Origin of the sequence: Pedobacter petrophilus, from assembly GCF_009674725.1 — a bacterium.
Taxonomy (GTDB): Bacteria; Bacteroidota; Bacteroidia; order Sphingobacteriales; family Sphingobacteriaceae; genus Pedobacter; species Pedobacter petrophilus.
Genome location: NZ_WKKH01000004.1, coordinates 161339 through 182339 on the forward strand (window position 1 = coordinate 161339; position 21001 = coordinate 182339).

General features: G+C 37.9%; 20 protein-coding genes. 9 read left to right on the forward strand and 11 right to left on the reverse strand.

Annotated features, from left to right (window positions below; genetic code table 11):
- Positions 1–15: 15 nt before the first annotated feature.
- Positions 16–2145 carry an ATP-binding protein gene (locus GJU39_RS03970; protein WP_154279397.1) on the reverse strand — a complete coding sequence of 710 codons (2130 nt, stop codon included), beginning with the start codon at positions 2143–2145 and terminating at the stop codon, positions 16–18.
- A 338-nt stretch (positions 2146–2483) separates the two neighbouring features.
- On the reverse strand, positions 2484–2675 hold the full coding sequence (locus GJU39_RS03975) for a Sec-independent protein translocase subunit TatA/TatB (protein ID WP_154279398.1): 192 nt from the start codon (positions 2673–2675) through the stop codon (positions 2484–2486).
- Between the two features lie 224 nt (positions 2676–2899).
- On the opposite strand from GJU39_RS03975, the gene GJU39_RS03980 reads away from it, so the two are divergent.
- From GJU39_RS03980 to GJU39_RS04005, 6 genes are all read left to right on the forward strand, one after another.
- Positions 2900–3427 carry an OmpA family protein gene (locus GJU39_RS03980; RefSeq protein ID WP_154279399.1) on the forward strand — a complete coding sequence of 176 codons (528 nt, stop codon included), beginning with the start codon at positions 2900–2902 and terminating at the stop codon, positions 3425–3427.
- 255 nt (positions 3428–3682) lie between these two features.
- Positions 3683–5032, forward strand: coding sequence for a M28 family metallopeptidase (locus GJU39_RS03985; RefSeq protein WP_154279400.1), 1350 nt, complete (start codon positions 3683–3685; stop codon positions 5030–5032).
- Between the two features lie 44 nt (positions 5033–5076).
- The gene (locus GJU39_RS03990; protein WP_154279401.1) at positions 5077–5550 is read left to right on the forward strand and encodes a TspO/MBR family protein; all 474 of its coding nucleotides are present in this window, start codon (positions 5077–5079) and stop codon (positions 5548–5550) included.
- Positions 5551–5599: 49 nt separating this feature from the next.
- On the forward strand, positions 5600–7897 hold the full coding sequence (locus tag GJU39_RS03995) for a patatin-like phospholipase family protein (protein WP_154279402.1): 2298 nt from the start codon (positions 5600–5602) through the stop codon (positions 7895–7897).
- Positions 7894–8424, forward strand: coding sequence for a hypothetical protein (locus GJU39_RS04000; RefSeq protein WP_154279403.1), 531 nt, complete (start codon positions 7894–7896; stop codon positions 8422–8424). Before GJU39_RS03995 ends, GJU39_RS04000 begins: the two co-directional genes overlap by 4 nt.
- Positions 8425–8621: 197 nt before the next feature.
- A complete protein-coding gene (locus tag GJU39_RS04005; RefSeq protein ID WP_154279404.1) occupies positions 8622–9545 on the forward strand; it encodes a Ppx/GppA phosphatase family protein in 924 nt (307 codons plus the stop codon).
- On the opposite strand, the gene GJU39_RS04010 is transcribed toward GJU39_RS04005, so the two are convergent.
- From GJU39_RS04010 to GJU39_RS04050, 9 genes are all read right to left on the reverse strand, one after another.
- The gene (locus GJU39_RS04010) at positions 9542–10216 is read right to left on the reverse strand and encodes a carboxypeptidase-like regulatory domain-containing protein (RefSeq protein WP_154279405.1); all 675 of its coding nucleotides are present in this window, start codon (positions 10214–10216) and stop codon (positions 9542–9544) included. The two genes, GJU39_RS04005 and GJU39_RS04010, sit on opposite strands and share 4 nt — an antisense overlap.
- Positions 10217–10288: 72 nt before the next feature.
- Positions 10289–10861, reverse strand: a complete 573-nt coding sequence (locus tag GJU39_RS04015; protein WP_154279406.1) for a Maf family protein — start codon at positions 10859–10861, stop codon at positions 10289–10291.
- A 68-nt stretch (positions 10862–10929) separates the two neighbouring features.
- Complete coding sequence (locus GJU39_RS04020) at positions 10930–11316, reverse strand: hypothetical protein (RefSeq protein ID WP_154279407.1); 387 nt, start codon at positions 11314–11316, stop codon at positions 10930–10932.
- 225 nt (positions 11317–11541) lie between these two features.
- The gene (locus tag GJU39_RS04025) at positions 11542–12069 is read right to left on the reverse strand and encodes a KdsC family phosphatase (protein WP_154279408.1); all 528 of its coding nucleotides are present in this window, start codon (positions 12067–12069) and stop codon (positions 11542–11544) included.
- Positions 12070–12134: 65 nt separating this feature from the next.
- Positions 12135–12377, reverse strand: a complete 243-nt coding sequence (gene iscX / locus GJU39_RS04030) for a Fe-S cluster assembly protein IscX (RefSeq protein WP_154279409.1) — start codon at positions 12375–12377, stop codon at positions 12135–12137.
- Between the two features lie 74 nt (positions 12378–12451).
- Positions 12452–12784, reverse strand: coding sequence for a 2Fe-2S iron-sulfur cluster-binding protein (locus GJU39_RS04035; RefSeq protein ID WP_154279410.1), 333 nt, complete (start codon positions 12782–12784; stop codon positions 12452–12454).
- A gap of 40 nt (positions 12785–12824) precedes the next feature.
- Positions 12825–13589, reverse strand: coding sequence for a Rossmann-like and DUF2520 domain-containing protein (locus GJU39_RS04040; protein WP_154279411.1), 765 nt, complete (start codon positions 13587–13589; stop codon positions 12825–12827).
- Positions 13590–13591: 2 nt separating this feature from the next.
- Positions 13592–16060 carry a heme lyase CcmF/NrfE family subunit gene (locus GJU39_RS04045; RefSeq protein ID WP_154279412.1) on the reverse strand — a complete coding sequence of 823 codons (2469 nt, stop codon included), beginning with the start codon at positions 16058–16060 and terminating at the stop codon, positions 13592–13594.
- A 9-nt stretch (positions 16061–16069) separates the two neighbouring features.
- The gene (locus tag GJU39_RS04050) at positions 16070–16498 is read right to left on the reverse strand and encodes a cytochrome c maturation protein CcmE domain-containing protein (RefSeq protein WP_154279413.1); all 429 of its coding nucleotides are present in this window, start codon (positions 16496–16498) and stop codon (positions 16070–16072) included.
- Positions 16499–16803: 305 nt separating this feature from the next.
- Here GJU39_RS04050 and GJU39_RS04055 point away from each other — a divergent pair, with 305 nt between their 5' ends.
- The 3 genes from GJU39_RS04055 to GJU39_RS04065 all read left to right on the forward strand — a co-directional run bounded on the left by GJU39_RS04055 (position 16804) and on the right by GJU39_RS04065 (position 20969).
- Positions 16804–17484, forward strand: coding sequence for a hypothetical protein (locus tag GJU39_RS04055; RefSeq protein WP_154279414.1), 681 nt, complete (start codon positions 16804–16806; stop codon positions 17482–17484).
- A gap of 1 nt (position 17485) precedes the next feature.
- Entirely contained in the window at positions 17486–19486 is a 2001-nt protein-coding gene (locus tag GJU39_RS04060; protein ID WP_154279415.1) for a hypothetical protein, read from the forward strand.
- A gap of 136 nt (positions 19487–19622) precedes the next feature.
- On the forward strand, positions 19623–20969 hold the full coding sequence (locus GJU39_RS04065) for a hypothetical protein (RefSeq protein WP_154279416.1): 1347 nt from the start codon (positions 19623–19625) through the stop codon (positions 20967–20969).
- Positions 20970–21001: the final 32 nt, after the last annotated feature.

Below are 21001 nucleotides of genomic sequence, written 5' to 3' on the forward strand. Positions count from 1 at the left end.
TTAGGATTTATGGGCTTATTTTAATGGGATTGTAAACCAGAAACTGCTTCCTTCTCCTAACTTGCTGTCTACCCCCATTTTTCCACCATGTCTTTTTATAATTTCTGAAGAGATATAAAGTCCAAGCCCCAAACCAGAATAAGCTCTGCCGTTGTAACTTGCCCTGAAATATCGATCAAACAAGTATGGTTGCACTTCTGCATTGATGCCATTACCAAAATCCCTTACCGTAACTTTGGCCTGATCTCCAATCTTTTCTACGATTAGCTGAATTTCAGAAGAATCTGATGCATATTTTACTGCGTTATTTACCAGGTTTACCATAACCTGATCAATTCTATGCTCATCGGCAAAAACTTCTAAATCCAGATCACCTTTAATAACCAATTCATATTTACCAGCCACCCGAACATGGTCACAACATACATCAAGCATTTCTGATATTTTGAAAGTTGTTTTTTCCAATTGAAGCTGACCTTCACTTATCCGGTTCATGTTTAGAAGTTCATTAACCAAAGCGTTAATCTTCTCCATGCTTTTACTTGATTGTTCAATCAATTTGGGGAGCATTTCATGCGATGGATTCTCCTTTAACTTCAGGAGCAATTGCAAGCTGGCCTTTAAACTGGTGATCGGTGTTTTTAACTCATGACTTGCAATACTGAGAAAATCATCTTTTTGCTGCTCGTAGTTTTTGCGGGTTGTGATATCTACACTCACGCCGGTTAAATGGGTTGCTTTACCATCAGCATCGTACAGGAGCATGCCTGAAGCGTTAATCCAGTGCAGTGATTCATCTGGCCATTTCACTACATATTCGGCATGGTATTCAGATTGATTTGCAATCACATCATCTAAAAGCTTAGTTACATTATCCCGGTATTCAGGAACAACCACTTCTAACAGCTTAGTTTGGGTAATATGATCTTCACTTGTAAGCCCATAATTACTTTTCCATTGCGCCGAACAAATAATATCACCTGTTGCAATTTCCAAACTGTAGGCGCCCAACCTGCCGGCACGCAGGGCCATTTCCAACTGATCATTGAGCATTTGTTGGGCGTCACGTGCAGTTACGCGGTCAGTAATATCGTTGGCAATTACAATGATGGAATCGGTTTCGCCTTGATCGTTTTTAAATGGCTCGTAAATAAAATCCATATAATGATCTTTTAATACACCTTCAGAATCCAACTGTATCACTACTTCTTTTCCAGTATAGGCTTTCCCTGTTGTAAAAACATCATCCAGGATAGACAAAATAGGTTCTCCCGGTAATTCAGGCATCGCAGTTGCAAATGGCATTCCGAGTACGGATTTGTTTTTACGCCAAACGTTTAGTAACATATCATTTGCAACCTCAACTGATAATGTTCTGCCATTTAAAATGCCGATGGCAATAGGTGCTTTTTTAATAAAAGTTTTAAACCGAAGTTCACTTTTCGCAAGGTCACTGTTCAGTTGAACGGCAAGTTCGTATGATTTATTCAGATCCTCATGCACTGCATTTAGTTCTTCATTGGTTGCTTCTATTTCTTCGTTTGTAGCGGCAAGCTCCTCAATGCTCGATTTAAGATCAAGTTGAGCAGTAGTTAAAGCAGTATTTGCAGTGGTGAGTTCATCAATGGTATCAAGGGCAGATCTCCGCAACTCGATTTGATCCATTGCAGTGCTGGCCAAACCTTCGAGAATACGTCGTTCTAAATCTGTAAACACCCTCGGATGCTGATCGATGATGCAAAGTGTGCCGATTATGAAACCATCATTGGTTATCAACGGTGCTCCTGCGTAGAACCTCAATCCGAAGTCACCTACCACATTAGGATTAGTCATTAAACAAGGTTCTTTCAATGCATCTTCAAATACGGTTACTGTTTTATCCAGTACCGCCAGCGCACACAAACTTTTACCTCTATTTGCTTCTTTAGCTCTCCCCATCCCTACATTAGCTTTAAAAAACACAGCTTCTGCATCTACTAATGAAAGCAGCGATATAGGAACGTTAAAAATTTGGGTAGCAAGTTTGGCGATTCCATCAAAGCTATCTTCTGATGGGGTATCGGAAATTCTATAACGCTTAAGCGCATCTAGTCTATTGGCATCATTTTCGGGCACAATGTTGATGCCAAAGGTATTTTCAATCATTCTAACTGCATTAACAGTTAAAGCAAAGATATGTTTTGAAGTGCACTATAGTAAAACACCTAATATAGATAGGTATTGGTTGTAAAATTATTCCCCCATAATTTAAATGCAGATTCCTGATTATCAATTAAACACTACGGCTATTATTTCCAGATTTAATACGAGAATTCCGCTTAAACTTGAATAATTTTCAGCACATTTTTATAGTGCCAACTTATCTGGTGTTTTGCGTAAATAATAATGATTGACTTGTTAAATCATTTCTAATTAAAAATCAAACCTTAAATCTATTAAATAAAAAAAGAGGCTAAAAAATTTTAGCCTCTTTTTGCAAAGGTCTATTTAACCTTCTCGTTAACTGGTGCCGGGATTGGCTCTTCTGCCTGCCCCTGCTTAAATTCTTTAATTCCTTTGCCTAAGCCTTTCATTAATTCGGGGATTTTTTTTCCTCCAAATAGTAATAATATGGCAACGCCGAGGATGATCATTTCGGGGCCACCCAATAACGCGGCAATTGTGAAATCTTTCATAGGTTCTGTGCTTTTGGTAATAGCATATACGCAAGAAATTTACTTTAGGTTTTTCAATTGCATTTTAATTTACAAACCAAATGAAGCCATCCCTTCAACAAATCTTAAATGAGCTACTTACCAGGTTTTATATAACTTCTTTGAAAAAGATCGTTATAGCTATAATCGTAATTTTGTATTTTTGATTCAGGCACAAAATTTAACCCTTAAAACCTTTAAAAAAAATGAACATTAAAAACATTTTATTCACCACACTCATCGCATTATCTACTTTAACCTTTTATTCTTGCAAAACCAAAAAACTGGCGGCTAAACCGGCGCCTGCTCCGGTAGCTAAACCAGCACCACCTGCAGAAGAGAAAAAACCAGAACCAGTACCAGAGAAAGAAACTGAACCGGCACCATCAGATAAGCCAAATTTCGACCTTGATAATATTCAGTTTGAATTTAACTCATTTGTGCTTAAAACATCCTCATTTGCTATTTTAGATAAAGCAGTGGCAGAAATGAAAAAATCGCCGACAACTAAATTTGTTTTACATGGCCATTCATCTGCAGAAGGTACTCCTGAATACAATATGTCGCTTTCTGTAGACCGTGCAAATTCGGTAAAATCTTATTTCGTAAATGCTGGTTTAAACGGTGATAACTTCACAATAGTTGGTCACGGCGAAAAAGAACCAATAAGCACTAATAATAACGAAGAAGGAAGAACTTTAAACAGAAGAACGGAGATTAGGGTTAAAAACTAATTCATTGAGCAGTTTCCTTTCCGGAACAAATATAGAATACAATAAGTCTGATGAATACCAACCGTGTTCAGAAAGACTTATTGTATTTTTGGTTATGCCCTTTTGTTCATTATCGAAGATTTTTTCGTGTTTGCATTTACAGCTCCGGGATTTATTTTCAGGGGCTTTTTTATGCTCAAAATGTTACAGCGTTTTCACCTCAATCAGTTTCAATTTTGTAAACATTAAATATCTTAGCAAATCAATTAGCTTCATATGAAAAAAATTTACGTCTTATTAGTAATTTCTTTTTTAATCACATCGGTTCATGCGCAAACTACGGTTAACCGCCACAGCGAGATCGAGAAAATGGTTAAATCTGTAAATCAGGATTCGCTGAAATCATACATTTCTAAAATGGTTTTATTTGGTACAAGGAATACATTAAGCGATATTAAAAGCAAAACAAAGGGTATTGGCGCAGCCAGAAGTTGGGTGGTGAGTAAATTTAATCAGTTTGCCAAACAAAGTGATGGCAGGCTTACGGCATACTTAGATACCACCACATTTAAGTCCGATGGAAAACGGGTAGACCAAACCACCCTATTGGGAAATGCAGTTGCGGTATTAAAAGGCACTGATGCAAATGACAAAAGGGTGTATTTAGTGAGCGGCCATTTGGATAGCCGGGTTACTGATGTGATGAACAGAACAAGTAACGCACCCGGAGCCAATGATGATGGTAGCGGCGTTGCCGGCGTAATAGAAGCAGCAAGGATTATGAGCCAATATAAATTCCCGGCAACGATCATTTTTGTGGCCGTTAGTGGTGAAGAACAATCGCTATTGGGATCTGGTTTTATGGCCGCTACCGCAAAAAAAGAAGGCTGGAATGTGGATGCCATGCTGAACAATGACATGATCGGCAGTAACAATAGTAGCGAGACACAAATTATCGACAATACTCGTTTACGCGTATTCAGCGAAGGATTGCCTGCTTATGAATTAGATAAAAATGCAAAAACCATCAGACAATTCGGACTTGAAAATGATGGTAAAAGCCGTCAGCTGGCACGTTATGTTAAGGAAGTGGGCGAACGTTATGTAGATCAGCTGGAAGTTAAACTCATTTATAGAAACGACAGGTTTTTACGTGGCGGCGACCATACGCCATTTGTAGAAAATGGTTTTACTGCTGTGAGAATTACGGAAATGAACGAAAACTTTGAACATCAACATCAGGATTTGAGAACAGAAAACGGCATCAGGTATGGAGATCTCCAGGAGTTTATGGATTTTGAATACCTTAGAAAAAACACCGGTGTAAACATAGCCGTTTTGGCCAACCTGGCTAAAGCACCAGCCGTACCAACAGATGTAAAAATAGACGTAAAAAACCTGAGCAATTCTTCTCTATTATATTGGAAGGCGCCGGCAAACGGAAGTGCGAAAGGCTACTATGTGCTAATTCGTGAAACCAGCAGTCCTGTTTGGGAAAAGAAAATTTTCACGACCAGCACAGAGTTGAGGATTCCATACAGCAAGGATAATTACTTATTTGCCGTGCAGAGTGTAGGGAGCGAAGATAATGAGAGTTTACCCGTCGTCCCCGGGATTGGCCGCTAGTAAAAAAGCTAGGTTTTTCCATTGTTTAACCTCAAATTCGCTGCATGAAATTTAAGCCTTTAGCACTTATAATAAGTATTGCCATTACGTTATCCATTGGGGCATTGGGCGGCCTGGCAACGACTCAATCTGTAAAAACCTGGTATCCTACTTTAAATAAGCCATCTTTTAATCCGCCGAACTGGTTATTTGGCCCGGTTTGGACGAGCCTTTATATTTTAATTGGAGTTGCAGCCTATTTAGTTTGGATGAAACGTGATAAAATTGTTCACTTCCCAAGAACAGTTGCCATCTATTTTATTCAGCTGATTTTAAATTTAGGTTGGTCTTTTATCTTCTTTTACCAGCATGAAATTGGTTTTGCCTTGGCAGAAATTCTAATGCTTCTGACGGTAATCATTTTAAACGCTGTGATGTTCTACAGAATCGACAAACGGGCTGGTTTAATCTTTATTCCATACATTTTATGGGTAAGTTTTGCATCATTTTTAACTTATAACATCTTCATATTGAATTAATTTTAAAAGAAAACCTTATTTTAGGGGAGTGGTAGCTTTTAAAAGATTTATGCTGTTCCTCTTCGTTCTGTGCTATACCCAATTGCATGCGCAAAAGGTAGGCTTGGTTTTTAGTGGCGGTGGTGCAAAAGGCTTAGCGCATATCGGAACACTAAAAGCGCTTGAGGAAAACCACATCCCGATAGATTATATCACCGGAACATCAATGGGCGGTATTGTTGGTGCCATGTATGCATCGGGCTATTCGCCCTTAGAAATAGAAAAAATAGCGGTAAGTGATGAATTTCAAAATTGGGTAAACGGCCGCTACACCAGCGATTATACGTATTATTTTCAGAAAAAAGCGCCAAACGCTTCTATGCTTACAGCAAAAGTGGCTATAGATACCGGTTTTCATTTTAACTTCCGATCCAATCTGATCAATGATATCCCTTTAAATTTTGCCTTTTTAGAGCTATTTTCTCAGGCATCTGCCGTATCTAAAGATGATTTTAACCACCTCTTTGTGCCCTACCGCTGTATGGTTGCCGATGTACTTTCGCAAAAAAGCATTACCGTGAGTAAAGGTAGTTTAGCAGAAGCCGTTCGGGCTACCATGACGGTTCCCATTATTTACCGCCCCATTAAACTGGATGGAAAATATGTTTTTGATGGAGGCCTGTACAATAACTTTCCTGCAGATGTAATGGAAAAAGAGTTTAAGCCAGATTATGTGATCGGCGCCAATGTATCTTCCAAAACCTATAACGAATACCCGAAAAACACCGACGACCGGCTCATGAACCGCTTTCTGGTCTACATGTTTTTGTCTAAATCAGACTCCACAATGATCGGCAAAAACGGCGTTTACATCCAACCAGAACTGGCAGAATACAGCGTAACCAACTTTGGCCCCGTAAAAGAACTGATTAAAAAAGGTTATGATGCCACCATAGCAAACATGCCCCGAATAAAAGAATTGATTAAAAGACGGGTTAGCGATGATGATCTGGAACAAAAAAGAGCGAAATTTAATTCAAGAAAACCAGATTTAAAGTTCAGTAATGTTTCGGTTTCCGGCGTAAATAGCCAGCAGAAAAAATACATTGAAAGGTTATTTAAGAGCGATCAGGCTACTTTTAATTTAACAGACATTAAACGCGGTTACTACAAGCTGGTTGCTGATCAGACTTTCGAAACCGTTTATCCAAAAATTTCTTATCAGGCGGCAACCGATAGCTATACTTTCGAAGTGGTTGCCCAGCCCAAGAAGAGTTTTAAGCTGGAACTGGGTGGTAATATATCTACCCGCCCCATCAGCAATGTTTTTTTGGGTGCAGAATATAATTACCTTAACCGCAAAGCCTATACTTTTGGCACCAGTTTTTATTCCGGCCGCTTTTACGAATCTGTTCAGCTCAATGGCCGTGTAGATTATCCCACAAAACTGCCCTTGTTTTTAGCGGCAGAACTCACCTACAATCACTGGAATTACTACAATACAAGTCAGATTTTTATCGAAAATCCGCGACCAATTTACATCGAACAATCCGATAGAAAAATCGACTTAATGATGGGTGTACCCTTAAATTACAACACCAAAATTGTACTGCATGCTACGTTCATCAACAATAATGACCGTTACAGTCCGAACAATACATTTGCGGTAGGTGATTTATTCGATCAAACCATTTTTAATGGCTTTAGAGGATCTCTAAACCTCGAAAAAAATTCGCTAAACAGAAAACAATACGCCACTAACGGACAAAATTTTTCCCTTAGCTTTAATTATACCACGGGTAGAGAAAACTACAACCCCGGCAACATATTTCGCAATACGCTAGGCTATATCGAACCTGATGCTATAAGCAGACTACACCATTGGGGCAGTATAAAGATAACCCAGGAAAATTATTTTCTTCACCTTAAAAAATATACGCTTGGCTACATTATCGAAGGTGTAATTTCCAATCAGCCCTTATTTAACAATTATTATTCAACGCTGCTGGTTTCTCCGGCCTTCTATCCTCTTCAGGATAGCCGTTCACTTTTCCTCGATAAATTCCGGGCATCAACATATGCCGCCGGTGGATTGAAAAATATTTACAATCTTAAAAAGAACCTCGATTTTAGAGGCGAAGCCTATTTATTTCTGCCGCACAAAGAATTTGAACGCACTGGTTTACAAGATGTAACCTATGCAAAAGCCGTTACCAAAATCCGCTATGCAGCAACAGCTGGCATGGTTTACCATACACCGCTCGGCCCGGTTAGTTTAAGTTATAATTTATATAATGATGCCATTAAAAGAAATGGTGTATTATTGCATATCGGTTATTTAATTTACAATAAACGTTCTATCGAATGAAACACGTTATCCTATTTTGCTCGCTCTGCTTAATTACATTTTTCAGCACGGCTCAAACTGCAAGCATTAACAATTTTCTGGTAAAGGAAAATCTAATTAAAAACAATAAATTAGCTATTATAGCCGCAGATTCGCTGAATGTTCCTAATGAAAACATTAACGGAACCTATACTTTTAGCGTAAGTGGTTTTACCCAAATACTTAAATTTAATGATGGTATAGCAGTATTACCATTGCCGGTAGATAAATCTACTTTCGTATATATCAAACATCAAAACGACTCTGGCACGCACAGCAAACTCATTTATGTGTACAAGAAAGAGAATGATTTAAATCCTTACACCATCAACAGCCTTTGGTTGTTTATCATTCCAATTGCGCTCATTGTAATTGCCTTTGCATTTAGAAAGCTGATTATTTTTGTTGTAATTGCGTTTTTGGTATTCGTATATTTTAACCACAGTGCAGGCTTAAATCTTTCTACGTTTTTCGAAAGTATATTTGATGGTTTAAAAAATCTGGTCTGAATTTAGGAAAGCAATTGCAGTGTCAATCGGAACCAGCATCCTGGTCTTCCGCTAAATCTTCTTTCATTCAGCTTGAAAAAATCATACATCGAATAAAGAAGGATACCGCTGCAACCCAGTTTAAAGAACATAGATCTGTGCTTTTGGGTGGGGTTTACAGGCAAGGGTTATAAATCAAAAACGAAAGGTTAAGTAAAATGCGTATAGCTGTGATAGATCTTGGTACCAATACGTTCCACCTGCTTATTGCAGAAACAAGCGGTCAGGATTTCAAGGTATTGTACAAAACAAATGTTCCGGTAAAGCTGGGCGAAGGCAGAATAAATGATAATATCATCATCCCGGCAGCATTTGAAAGGGGAATCAGCTGCCTCAAAAATTTCAAAGAAACAATAGTTGGCTTCCAGGTAGAACGGGTAAAAGCAACGGCTACTTCAGCTGTTCGCAGTGCAGGTAATGGAAAGAAATTTGTTGCTGCAGTAAAAGAGCTGACCGAAATTGAAATCGAAATTTTATCCGGAGAAGAAGAAGCTGCGCTTATTTATGAAGGCGTAAAGTTAAGTGGCGCTATCGAAGATCTATCCTTGATTATGGATATTGGTGGTGGAAGCGTAGAATTTATCCTTTGCGATACGGAAAAGCTCATCTGGAAAAAAAGTTATAATATTGGCGCAGCACGTTTAATGCAAAGGTTCTTTAAATCAGATCCTATTTCTGATCAGGATAAAAATGAGATCCTGGTACACATTCAGGAAGCGCTAACCGACTTGTTTGACGTATGCGAACTCCATCAGCCAAAAACATTAATCGGATCAGCAGGAGCCTTTGAAACCTTCGCAGAATTAGTAAGCGCTGAAAAAAATAAAATGATTGACGTAGCCACGGTCAAATCTTATCCATTTAATTTTGATGAATACATTGCACTCTCCATTAAATTAATCAATTCCACACATCAGCAGAGGGTAGAAATGCCAGGCATTATTCCATTAAGGGTAGATTTGATTGTGATTGCTGCCCTCATTACCAATTTCGTTTTAGGCAGACTTAAAATCAACCAGCTCCGTTTATCAACTTACGATTTAAAAATGGGCATTCTGGCTAACCAAATACAGCGCTATTAACTTTTTTTAGGTGTTTGAATCATTATTTCGCCCATAATCATCGGCTCGTCTTTCAATATGAAGTCGTTCTGCTTTACTTTTGTATAATTGATGATAATCGTAGCAGAATACCTGGCACTTTGAACAGAGAGTTTATTATTTTTGATGTTTAACCCATTCTTTAAAATAATCTCATATTGACCATTTTGGTCTGTCATTGCATAATATGGCGTATTTAAAATAACTAAACGAATTCCGGCAACGGGCTTTTTGTTGGGGCCTAAAATTCTACCGGTAACTTTATTAACCACAAGCGGTTTGTCTGCATTTTTCTCATTACCTTTTACAATAGAAATTTCTGTAGCCAGAGGTAATACAGATGCATTTGTGCTCTGTGTAAATACACTCATACCAATGGCCAATACACCTAAATATTTCATCCAGTTTCTATTAACTGGCTTAACTAACAGGTAATAATTGAGCTGATTTAATTGCGTTTCGCTTAAACGGCCACAAACTGTAGAGACTGATGTAGTTAATACCGAGATGATTTCAGCATTGCTATACCCTGTAAAGTCAATTACATTTTTACTGCAGGAGTTACAGAAACTGAAGCCAGCCTTTTTTTCCATCTCATCCCAGTTTTGAGTGCAAGATTTTGCAATGGTAACCTTTGTTTGTGGATCTTTCATGATTTAGATTTTGCTTACATGATGAAAAATAATTTATTATTCCATAATATTTAACAAATAAATATTGTTGGTTTATAAACCCGTTAGTTTTTTGAGTTCGGCATACAATTTTTCTGTCGGCAAACCCATTACATTGGTATAAGAACCTTCAATTCGCTGTACTACAACTAATCCCCACCAATCTTGCACTCCGTAGCTTCCAGCTTTATCATAAGGTTGATAATGATCGATATAAAAATCGATTTCTTCACTTGTAACAGGTCTGCAGTAAACTTCGGTCCGGTCATAAAAAGAATAAAGCTTTTCGCCTTTAACCAGGGTTACCCCGGTATAAACCTCATGCTTGCTGCCGGATAATTTTGCCAGCATTTCTTGTGCATGCTCGCGGCTGGATGGTTTACCAAGAATTTCACCACTGAGCGCCACGATGGTATCAGCAGTGATTACAATTTCATCAGCAGCGTTAAATGCCTTAGCCTTTTGCTCAGAAATATAAACCGCAATTTCGGCCGGTTCCAAGCCCTCCGGATAACTTTCATCCACATCTTTAAGTACCACATGAAAGTTCAAGCCCATCAGGGTTAGAAGTTCTTGTCTTCGGGGAGATTTTGATGCCAGGATAATTGGCGGGAAAGTAATGGCCATAAAAGTAATTTTCAGCTAAAATAAGAAAAGCGACCAAAAGCCGCTTTCTTATTTACTGTTTTAGCAGATTAATTATTTCGGCTTCCTTGCATACGTTTCTGCATTTCAGCACGCTGCTCTTTCTGCCAGGTTTCGTAAGTCTTTTTTTGATCATCAGTTAAAACTGCATTCACCTTCACATCATTATCTGCACGAAATTTCTGCATCTTTTCTCTCATTGCTTCACGGTCTCCACCTTGCATTTCTTCACGCATCTTTTTCATAGATTCGGCTTGCTCGGTGAAAACGGTTGTTAGCTTTGTTTTTTGCTCATCAGATAGTTTCAATTTTTCATCCAGTTGTTTCACCCGCTCTTCAGGTTTCATCATCATTCCACCTCTTCCGCCTCCTTGTTGTGCCTGAGCGAAACCAGCTATCCCTAGCATCAATCCGCAGATCATCATTAGTTTTTTCATGTTGTTGTTTTTATTTGATGTTTAGAATGGTTGGAGTATACCAGAGAAACAAAGTTTAATCAAGAAATGTAACGTCGCCGTTGCAAATGAAAATAACGATCTATGTGCTGATGTGGTTTTGATGAACCATAACCGTTTGCCAAAAAAGATTAAATGGTCTGTAAGCCGCAGACGATGGGTGGCTATGCATTGATTTCCAAATGAACGAATAACCAATGAAACAATTTACTTGCCAGAATCGGCGGCGCTTGGATTTTCATCGTGCCATCTCCCCTGCACTTTCATTACTTTTTCGATAATATCACGAACGGCAGTTTTACCGCCATTGTATGGAGATACAAATGTAGAAACGGCTTTTATTTCCGCTACCGCATCGGCAGGGCAAGTTGGTAGCCCAACCAGCTTCATTACTTTTAAATCCGGAATGTCATCGCCCATATAGAGCACTTCAGCCGCAGTAATGTTTTTGTCTTTTAAATATTGTTTATAGATCGAAACTTTATCTCCGGCTCCCAGGAAAACATCCGTTATCCCCAGGTTGAAAAAACGCCTCCCCATGGCAATACCATCGCCACCGGAAATAATGCAGAGGTGATATCCTTTCTTAACGGCGAGCTGCATGGCATAGCCATCTTTGATATTGAAAGTGCGTAGCGATTGCCCGTTATCCGTTACCTGGACAGAACCATCGGTTAATACGCCATCAACATCAAAAATGAAAGTGGTAATTTCTTTAAGCTTTTGGAGAAACATTTGTGCGTAGGACGTTAGGCGTTAGGAACCGACTCATGACTAAGGACTCCGAACTCAGGACTTAATTACTGATTATCTCTCCATTCGTAAACCCAGGCAGATTGAATTTGCTCCAAATGCCCTTCACTACTTTCTTCACGGGTACCTTTAAAATTTGGAAGTTCTAAAACCCATTCTAAAAGTTCGGTGAAACGGACCCGGTAGATTTTAGCTTCTGTAAAGTCATCACCAAATTTCTCATACAAAGACATTGCAATATCTTCATAATCGTTCCAGTAAAAAGGCAATGCAAATTTATCGTTGTTCATACTGTTTTGTTGTAAAGTTTAAATGTAATAAAGTTTCGGACTCCTGACTAAAGACTCTGGACTCAAGGACTAATCTAATGCCCCATAAAACCAGACTGATCTGGAATAGTTACTTCAATATCGCCATTAATGACAACACATTGGCAACCAAGGCGGGATGTAATTCTCGGACGGACAGCTCTATCGATAAAATCTTCCTCTTTATCAGAAATTTCCTCAATATTATCCATTCCTTTAGTTACGTAGACGTGGCAGGTACTGCAGCCACAAACGCCACCACAATTGTGCTGAAGATCGATTCCGTTATCCAGGCATACGTCTAGTACAGACTCTCCGGCAGCAATGGGTAACTCTAAAGACTCGTGATCGGCCTCTTCAAAATTTATTTTTAGTTTAAAAATGCTCATAATTGTGTTGCAAAAGTAATAAGCTCAAGCGGTAAATATGCTATTTAGGCATTAATTTTATGCTATCACTTAAAGTTTGATAAATATTCTGCAGTTCGGGCATGTTATTTAACATGCTAAAATGCTTATTTAAAGTCGTTTCATCTGCCCTCAGCGCTGGCCCGGTCTGCATATTTTCGGGTAAATTAACCATTACCTTATCGGCGGTTTCTTTAATTAAAGGCCTGATGATTTCAAAATCCAGTTGATGTTGCTGAAGCAATTGATTCGCCAGGGCATAAAGATGATTAGGAAAATTACACGCAAAAACGGCTGCTAAATGCAATACTTTTCGCTGGTTCCCATCCATCTGGTAAACCTGAGTGCTTAATTTTAAAGCCAGATTTCGTAAGATACTTAATTGTATGTCATCAGTGGCTTCAACGCACAATGGAATCTGATCAAAAGAAACTTCCCTGGTTTTCGAAAACGTTTGCAAAGGGTAAAAAACCCCGGCATGTTTTACTTTTGATGATAATGTATGGAGATCAGTTGTGCCGGATGTATGAACAACAAGGCCATTTACCAAGCTTAACCCATTTGCAATACTTTCTATTGCATCATCTTTAACCGCGATAATATATAAATCGGCGGTGTAATTAATCGCAGCCAGATCATCAATCGGTTCACCACCTACGCCATCTGTTAATATTTTAGCATTGTTTAGGTTCTGGCTGAAGACCTGCACAATTTCCTCGCCCTTGGCTACAAAAGCCTGAGCCAGATGTGTTGCTACATTTCCCGAACCTAATAGAACAATCTTCATTCCTATGCGATTTTTGCCTCTTTTCTTCTTCTAAAAATTGAAAGTAAGAAACCAACTACCATCACGATCGTTCCCGCCCAATATAAATTGATGAATGGAAATTCAATTGCTTTAAAAACAACCCAGTCTTTCGCTTGCTGTGGTTTTTCGAAGATCTGTAATTCTACTTTTTTCTCCTCAGGTAAAACTTTAGAGAAACGGAATTTAAGATCCAGTCCTTCCACTTTACGGGCAAAATCAAATGTATTATTTCCTTTAATTAAGAACATTGGCTCTGCATTATAAATTTTACCAGCCGAATTAATTTCTAAAGGTAAACCCACTGCATAATCTCCCTGGGCTAAGACTAAATCTTTCGCCACCGGCTTATTGTTAAGCGCTTTTACCGTAACTACACCACTCGAAGTATGGATTGTATCGCCTGCAGAAACTTTAACAATTCTCGGTGCTTTGTAATTTTCATCGTCAGAATGACCTTCGTGATCACCATGACTTTCCTGCTTAATTGCCGCACTGGTGATGTGGGTGTAAACATCATACGTTAAATAATGCTTGGTATCCGGAGAAGCAATCAGCCCCATCTTCTCGTTATCCTGAACATGAGGATGTAAGTTGAAGTCTTCTTTAACTTTCCCTGTTACCTTATCTAATACCTTGAAGTTCAGCGTATAAATTGTATTAGGAGCCTCGGTAGTATCACTTACATATGTTACCGTATACTTGCCCATTTCTTTAGGTTCGTTTTTGTATAACATGATGTTTTCACCAGGTTTTTCCGTTTTTTCAAAATCCTTTACCGGAATAAAATTATTGGCATTAATAGATATTGGCTTATTCGTTGCTGCTGAAATCAAAGCACCCAAAATCAAAAAGGCAAAACCAATATGGGCAACCGCAGAACCAGCTAATTTTGCTTTGCCACCAAAAGCCTGATATAGAATTGCAGCGTTTGATAATACTGCAAATACACAACTGAATGTAATTAAGATATACATGGTATTGGTGTAGATATCTGCCACCCAAACCAAACCTGCTGTTAATACCAATGCAAATAAAATTGCAGAAATTAAACTGCTGTAGAATTTACGCGGATCGGTACGTTTGTATTTTAAGTATTGTGAAAAACCAGAAATCAAAGTAATTAAAACGGCAAAAGGGGCCTGCCATTGATTGTAATATTTTACTGCATCAATTGGCGGAGAGAAGTTTGTTCCAAAAGCCTTATTGAATACCGGAACTGATGTAGAGAAAATCACCTGTATACAAGCAACAGTTACCACTAAGGCACCAATAAACATCCAGAATTCTCTTGAATAGGTTTCCTCATCTTTGGTAGTGATGGGTAATTCTTTCCATCTTACCACAATAAGTGCTACTGCAATTACCGCAAACACAACGTTATAAAGGATCAGGTGACCAAACATTCCCATATCCGTAAATGAGTGCACTGAGGTATCGCCTAAAATTCCGCTTCTGGTTAAGAATGATGCATAAAGCACCAATAAGAAACTTAAGAATACCAATGCAATTGCGGTGAAATAGGCATGACCGGTATTTTTATACGCAATCATTACGTGTACTGCACCAATTAAGGTTAGCCAGGGAATTAACGAAGCATTTTCTACCGGATCCCAGGCCCAGAAACCACCGAAGTTTAAAGCCTCATAAGCCCAGAATGAACCCATGATAATACCAGTTCCCAGAACCATTACTGCAAAAAGCGTCCATGGCAATGCCGGTTTAATCCATTCTTTATATCTTTTCTGCCACAGCGCAGCAACACCGTATGCAAATGGAACAACCATACTCGCGAAACCCAGGAATAACGTTGGCGGGTGAATGACCATCCAATAGTTTTGTAATAGTGGGTTTAATCCTCTACCATCGGTGATGAATTTGAGATAATCTTTAAAGTTTTCCGGATTAGCAAAAACAACCGGAGCCATGGCTTTCAAATCAACAGCATCTCTCAATAGGATAAATGGAGAACTACCAATGCGCTCACCAAAAATTTCTACACCTAATAACATTGAAGTCAGAAACACTTGTGAAAAGGCCACAACTGTCATTACCGGGCGCTCCCAGGTTTTTGCTTTCCAGATTAAAAGCGCACCTAAAAATGATTGCCAAAATGCCCAAAGCCAGAAACTCCCCTCTTGTCCTTCCCAAAAAGCAGATACTATATAATAAACAGGTAGTGCTTTTGAAGAATGGAAATAAACATAGCTATATTCGTTATAATGGCCTAAAATTAAATAAAACAGGGTTACACCGATACCAATAATGGAAGCGAAATTGATTAAAAAACCAATTCTTCCAAGATTTCTCCAGGATTTATCCTGCAATTCTTTATCGCGACTGGCAAAGAAATATGATAGGGTTGAAAGTAATGAGGCACTAAACGCCAGCACAATGAAAAACTGCCCGATTTTACCCGGTAACAGGTTTTCGCCTACAAATTGAATATCCATTAAAATTAGTTATATTTTTTCGCCGTACTTACCAACAGTATCAACCTTGCCATTCTGATTGACTTCAACCAGGTTATCGTTATATTTAGACGGGCATTTCATTAAAATTTTTGAAGCATAAAATTTCTCTCCATCCATTTTACCAATCAATACCAGCTTCTCAGATTTTTCAAAATCCTGAGGCTTAGTACCATTGTAAACTACCTCTCTGATTTCACCTTTTTCATCTTTCATATGGAAAGCAAAATGATTGGCATCTTTAGCCGCATCATAATACATTCCTTTAGATTTCTCCCAATATCCCATTACATGCTCTTCCTTTTGAGAACTGGTTGCCTCTTTAAAATTTGAATAAGTGTCTGTATTTGCATTTAAGCTAAATAAGATCCCTATAGAAATTGCGATAGTAATTAATCCAATGATTGCACTTTTTTTCATGTTGTGTTGTTGTGGTAAAAGCTGGCAACAAAGATAGAAAAATAGCCTTAGCGAACATTCTTTTACCGTTTTCGTGTCGTTATATTGACAATTAGCTGATTATCGAAAACCATGGTTAAAATGTTTGATAAATCACCGAACACAATCCATCATTTAAAAATCTTACCAATTGCCCACGTACCGCTAAAGGTGTATGACTAATTACACTTTACCGAAAAAAGACGTCTTAAAATTTCAGTTAAATGATTAAGTTTGACGATCAGATAATTGTTTTTTAAGACTATAATTAGCCCATTTCTACAGATATGAATGTTAAGCAGTGCTATAAGCTCCTTTTCTTTATTCTTCTAATTCCAACTTTATCATCCTGCTTCGAAATTATTGAAGAAATTAATATGCGCAACAATGGCACCGGAGATGTGGTGCTTACCATTAATCTGAGCCAAAGTAAAACTAAAGTAGCCTCTGTAATGCTTCTGGATAGTGTGCAGGGATATAAAGTACCCAGTAAACAAAAAATTCAACAAGAACTCGCCGAAGCGGTTGCCTACCTTAAAAAATCTGAAGGAATTTCGAATGTAAAAAGCACCAGCGACTTTACCAATTACATCGCAACCATCAGTTTTACTTTCAAAGAGGTATCGAATATTAATAACATAACCAGGAACATTCTGGCCAGGCAAAAAATAAAGGCAACCAATACATCTTCTTACAGTTATAACAAAGCTACCAAAACGTTTGCCAGAAGATATCAGGCAGTAACGACTGCGAAATCTGAATTCAACAAATTGAAAAACCAGGATAAAGCCGTTTTTAACGGAGCAATGTACACCAGCATTTATAGATTTGAATCACCCGTAACAAATGTAACCAACCCGGCATCAAACCTATCGAAAACAAAAAAAGCAGTGATGCTTAAAAGCAGTATCACCAATTTAATCAACGGAAAAATTAATGTTTCCAATCAAATACAACTATCAAAATAAAATGAAAAAACTCCTTTTTGCGCTCGCTTTGCTGTTCTTTAGCATTCAAAATTATGCTCAGGATTTAGCAAAGAAAATCCCTGCAAACGCCTTTACTGTTGCCACTATTAAAGGCGACAATGTATTTAAACTCATGTTTGTAAAAGATTTTAATGAATCTTTTGTAGGTAAAAAATTGCTAACAGAAACTTCTAAATCGCTCGATAAAAACTTTACAAGCATTGAAGACTTCGGCATCAACCTGGAGAAGAACATGTATTATTTTAATCAGCTGAGCGATAGTATTACTTACAATTGCTTTCTGATTCCCATTAAGGATGCAACCAAATTTGAAAGTTTAATTAACGATAAAGAGAAAAAGTTTACGCTTGACGGTGAAACAAGAACGATGATTTTACCGGATAGCACCAGCATTATTAAGTGGAACAACAACATGATGTATTTCGTAACCGGAAGCATAAAAAGTTCTTTCTTTGCCGATTCGCTTAAATCTGCAAAATATGGCATCAAAGATCTTCGATATCAGGGCAGTGATGTATTAACAGATAGTGCTACTATTGTTACTGATTCGACATACGTAACGACGGAGGAACCAATGGTTGAAACTGTAATTGCGCCCCCGGTTGTAAAAGCAAAGGTTCAAAAAAAATCTGCAAAGAAAAAAGTCAGTTCAAAAAAGAAAGCAGGAAAGAAAAAGACAGCTGTTAAACGTAAAAAAGTGAAATTAGCGGAGCAAATAGATGTTGACGACTACGCAGTAAAGGATTCTGTTGGTATGGATGCTTATGCAACCGATCCGGATCAGTATGATGAATATCAAAAAGAAAAAGCAGAACAGGATGCTAAAACTAAAGCTTTAACACTGGTGTGGATCAGCGCTCAGGCAGATAAAATCTTCAACACAAACTACGAATCTATTGAAAGCAATAAATCTTACAACAGCAGCTTAGATAAAAATGCCATTGCTGAAGTTTGGGTTTCGAGCTTGCAGGATGTTTATAATTCCATCTCCCCAGAATTTGGCACTTATGGTAAAGCAGGGCTTATGAAAGGCTATGGCAGTTTAACTGCTAAATTATTTATGGATGATAAAAGTTTCCGCATTTCTACAGGCCTGGAGTTGGCAAAAGATCAGGCAGATTCTTACAAAAAAATCATGAACAGGAAAATCAATAAAAAATTCCTGAACTACGTAGATAGCGAAAAAGCAATTGGATTTATGGGGTATGCCATTGATACCAAAGCCTATTTAGAAGAGTTTCCAAAGCTGATGCAACAAACCTATGGTTCTTTTCTGGGTGGCCGAATGGATGAAGAAATTTCTTTGGGTACTGATTTATTCACACTGCTCCTGGATGAAGAGGCCGTAAGCAAAGTGGTTAAGGGTGATGCCTTATTTATCATCAACGGCTTAAATACCCGCGATGTAACTTACACTGCGTACGAATATGATGAAGATTACAACCAAACCGAGGTAACGAAAACGAAAAAAGAAACCATGCCAGATTTCCTTTTCATGTTCTCTTCAGAAGATCACCGCTTAATGAATAAGCTAATTAAATATGGTGTAAACAAGCAACGTGTGAGCGTTGACAACAACATTTATAAAATTGAAGAAAAGAAAAGTCCGGTTGATATTTATTTTATGATAAAAGATAATATTGTGTTTTTCGGAAACTCTTTAACGGAAATGAAAAGTATTAGCAACAATAATTTCCGCGCAAACATCAGCAAAACGCATAAAAGCCTGTTGAGCAAGAATAATTTCAGCTTCTTATTTAACGCGAAAAATTTAGTAGGGAAAGTACCTGACCAGGAATTTGGTGGTGAAGAAACAGCAAAGAAATTTAACGAGACATTGGGTAAAATGGGAAATGTATATATGAAATCAAATCCTATTAAAGGGAACCTGGTTTCTGCAGATATTAGCGCAGAAATTCCTAACGGGCACGAAAATGCTTTAAAATATTTGTTTACATTGATTGAAAATGCATCGAAGTAATCCGGTTTTTCAGTTGGCAGTTCTCAATTGACAGTTTAATTGATTACTAAAAACAGTTGCTACGGAAACGCCGAAGCCACGGAAAAATATTTCTCGGCTTTCGTGATTCCGTGGCAAAATCATTATTGAATAAACTATGAGGAAATTTTTTAAAATAACAGCAGTGATAATTCTATCACTGCTTATTTTTTTTGTTGCCCTTTTTAAATACCGGCAATATCAGGCAAACCAGGTTTCCATTCCGCGTAATGCAGTTTCGGTATTGAAGATCAGCGTAGATGAAGTGTTTAAAAGTCTGGCGGCAAACCTGATTTCTAACCCTGGTTTTTATTTAAAATCAAATGATAAGCAAAAACCTACTACCGGAAGAAGCAAACTTGCCAGCGGCCTAAAAATACCAGCAAGCATATACTTTTACTTTTTACAAAACCAGCCCAAAACAGCAGTTTTTACGCGACTGGAGATTAAATCACTCATCGATTTTGAAAGCTTTATAAAACACACGCTCGGATTTAAAATTTTAAAGAAACAAAACGGGATCAGCTTTGCAAGTTCAAGTTTAGGCAACATGGCAATCTGCTACAATAATGAAGCGGCAGCAATTGTAGTATCCAGCGAGATGGTAAGCTTTGAGCCGATATTAATTAAACTCTTGACACAAGAAAACTTTGTGAAACTTAGTGAAAGTAGATTCAATACCATGAATGGCCTAACACACCACATTGCCTATAGCGATAATAAGAATACCTTCACCACTGATTTTAGTACCGGAGCGATTAATTTTAATGCAAATTTTCCCACTGAAGCAATTATTCCTGCCGCCCAGCCTGAACATAGAACGTTTAACGAAGAAAGCACCGCCAGTATCTGGCTAAATGCAGACTTTCCAACAATAGCAGATAAAACATATCGATTTAAAAACGCTACCATAGCGCGGGATAGCTTACTTAAATATTACAAGGGTTATGTGGATTTTGAGTGGACGAATAGCATACCTCAAACCGACTCCATTATTACTTATGAATATAATGATGATTTTGAAAAGGTTGAAAAGATAACACTGCAGAAAAAAGAGGTTCCAAATTTCACTTTGAATATTGCTGCAGAGGCCACTGGCTTGAAAAACTACCTGAGTCGGCAAAAAATTATTAATCTGGATAGCGGCACAGTTGACAAATTGGTATTTCCACTTTATCAGGCTTTTGTCGGGGGCGATAATCAGCAATTTCTTTTGGGAACAAATAACAATCTTAAAGCTGATACTAAAAAAGAGCGCTCAACAGATTTCTTTTCCCTTGATGTGAATTTTAAGAAATTAAATACTCAATCAGTTATACCCGGAGCAAACCGATACCTAAAATCTTTCAGCAAACTAACCATGAAAGGTAAGGCTGTAAATCCGCATCAGGTACAATTAAATGGAAAACTCACTTTAATTAATGGCGACATCAATTCTTTGTATCAGTTATTGAAAGATTTTTAAGGTTCAAATCTGTTCTTTTCATCTCAATTTTC